Consider the following 2833-nt stretch of genomic DNA (forward strand, 5'->3'; position numbering starts at 1 on the left):
AATTTAGGAAGGTTATTCGGCGTGCACATTTTTAGTATAGCATGAGAAATTTAATTTTTTATTGAAAAATATTGACAAACTATTAGCTGGTTTAGCTGAAAAAGGATATGTTTCAATCTGAAAAGTCCCTAAACAATACCTTTAACTCCCGAGCGTCATAGAAGTTACCATCACTAATAAATTTTTCTATGTAAAAAACCTCTCTTGAAACAAGAGAGCAAATTATCGGCAATGAAAGAGGTTGGGTACCTTTTAGGTATCCAACCTCTTGTTTCTCTTTATCTTGTTGACAAGAAAAGGTTCTTTGGTGTTGCTTCAAGAGATCTATCAAACTTGACCATATCTTCAAAGGAGTGGCTATGCTAAACCAGCCTTAGTATTCATTGAAATACTCTTGGATCTTGTTAGGATCTTCGGTTTTGGTGAGCGCCAACATCAATAGGATACGAGCTTTTTGAGGGTTGATGTTGCCAGAATTGACGAAGTGGTTGTCTTCGTCGATTTGTTCGTGAGTAACCATTCCTTCTGGTACACGAGTGTCACGAACGACGACAACACCCTTCTTCACAGCATCCTGCAGACCTGGAAGCGTTTTTTCATTGATAGAACCGTTACCTGTTCCAGCATGGATAATTCCCTTCGCACCGGCAGCAACCGCAGCGTCAACCATTACACGGTCATCATCGGCATGCGAATAAACAATATCAACACGATGCAGATTGTCTTCAGTGATCTTGCGAATGTCAAAATCGGACTCAGTGGTGTGCTTTTTAGTTGGCACGTTATAGAAGTAAGGTTTACCGCCTTGTATATAGCCAAGGGAGCCGAGCTCCGGATTATCGAAGGCATCAACGTCGGTGGTATTCGTTTTAAATGTGTCGCGAGCGCTTCCGATCTTGCCATTCATGGAAATCAGGACGCCCTTGTCTCGAGCTTCCTTGGAACCAGCCAGTATTACAGCGTTGTACAGGTTCAACGGACCGTCAGCAGAGAGTGACGTAGAAGGACGCATTGCGCCAACCAAGACGATTGGTTTGTCAGAATGAACAGTCAGGTTGAGAAAGTAAGCCGTTTCCTCCATTGTGTCGGTACCATGGGTGATAACAACACCGTCACACTCTGGGTCGTCCAATGCTTTTTGAACATCCTTCGCCAATTTGACCATTAAAGCATCAGTATTAGACGTACCAGAATCAATGTGTGCCACCTGCTCAGTGGAAATATTAGCAACATCTTTTAGCCCAGGAACCGCATCTATTAGTTGATCTGGAGTTAGGACACCTGCCTGATAGCCGGTGGTTTGAACCGAAGTAGAACCCGTTCCCGCAATGGTGCCACCCGTTGCCAGAATTTTAATGTTAGGTAATTTTTTCTTAACTGGATTGGTTGTATTAGATGTTATAATCTGTTTAGCCTCAACAGGATGTGATGCATCCGTGTAACTTGAAGAGATGATGATAATCCCGGAAGCCATTAATGTTAGTGCGGTGAGAGCAACTTTTTTCATTGTAGTTAGTTTCTTCATTCGAAATTCCTCCAAATAACGTGTGATTAACAAAAATATAAAGTGAAACTTCCATCAGTTGGGTCTTACTGCCCATTAATGCAAGTTAAACCTTAGTGAACGCTTACATGATTTTAATTTATAATAAGACCTACAGAATCTAACAAAAAAACTAAAAAACTTACAAAAAAATTAGAAATTTAAAAATGACTGTTTTTCATATCAGTTAGCCCTGGTGCAAAAATTTCAAGATGAATCCAATTAATCTTTAAACCTGCTTCAAGTGCAAATATTTCACAATATTTCAGTCAAAATAAAAACTCCCCTCGTATTAATTGGAAGAGAGTTTTTTTATGCTTTAATCCTCTCAACGAGGTAAAGGACATATTAAGCAGTTCATTTTGGAGTACAAATAGGTGTTAAGATAAACGAATTGTATGAGGATATTGAAAATGGAGATAACCATTAGGATTATTTATCAAGGATTTGAATCGAAAATAATGCAACGAAGACGTTTCCGGTAAACGTAAAACTGTTTAAAGAAAACCCAGATCAAGAAGCTGCCCAGATTAGAAGAGAAGCGCACGTTGAGGAAATAATGAATGAAAATACTAATTTTCAGGATAGTTGAACAAAAAACATTTCATTTATGATTTTGAATAGCTTTATATTTTATATAGTAAGGAAAACGGAGTAAATCAATAGAGAGTAATATTAGTAATAATGCTAAGCCAATAGCAAAAGGAACTGCCATACTTTTCACGTAAAATATTGTGAATGCTACAATTACTCCAACTATAAGTTTCGATAACAGGCTAGTCAGTTTAGTAATGCGGTGTTCCGTACCACATTCCCCACATACTCTAGGATTATATCCCCCGAAATTAGCTTTTTGAATTTCTTTCCATCTAAATTGGTAGTCATAGGATTCACATTTTTGAATGCCCAAAATAACCATCCTTTCCTTTCATTGAGGCAATTCTAAAAGAAAATAATCATTTTTCTATTGGTGAATTTTCCTTACTATTCTTCAACTAAACTCCCTCAATATAGAAAGCAAAATCTCCCGATTTCTCCGTTTTTCTTAGATTTTCATAGTAGTTTACCTGGCGGTAATCGCATTATAGTTGGGTAAATATCACTTGAAAGGATAAAATTGGACCTTTTGAGAAAAAAGACTTATTATCCACTAACCAACCACTTACAGAAATTGGTTAATGAGTCAAAATATGACCGCACTGGTGGATGTCCACATTTCTCATGGAGGTCAACCCTCCCATGCCTCACAGAGTCTTCGCTCTCAAATTCCTTCGTCCAACCTATCCATGA

At 38.1% G+C, this 2833-nt stretch carries 2 protein-coding genes; both read right to left on the reverse strand.

The features are described from left to right. Window positions 1-373 precede the first annotated feature (373 nt). Complete coding sequence (locus tag J2S10_RS27305; RefSeq protein ID WP_307414335.1) at window positions 374-1525, reverse strand: asparaginase; 1152 nt, start codon at window positions 1523-1525, stop codon at window positions 374-376. 622 nt (window positions 1526-2147) lie between these two features. Continuing rightward, window positions 2148-2453: a TIGR04104 family putative zinc finger protein gene (locus J2S10_RS27310; RefSeq protein ID WP_307414338.1), complete on the reverse strand. Its 306-nt coding sequence runs from the start codon at window positions 2451-2453 to the stop codon at window positions 2148-2150. Window positions 2454-2833 lie beyond the last annotated feature (380 nt).

Source organism: Neobacillus ginsengisoli (assembly GCF_030813055.1).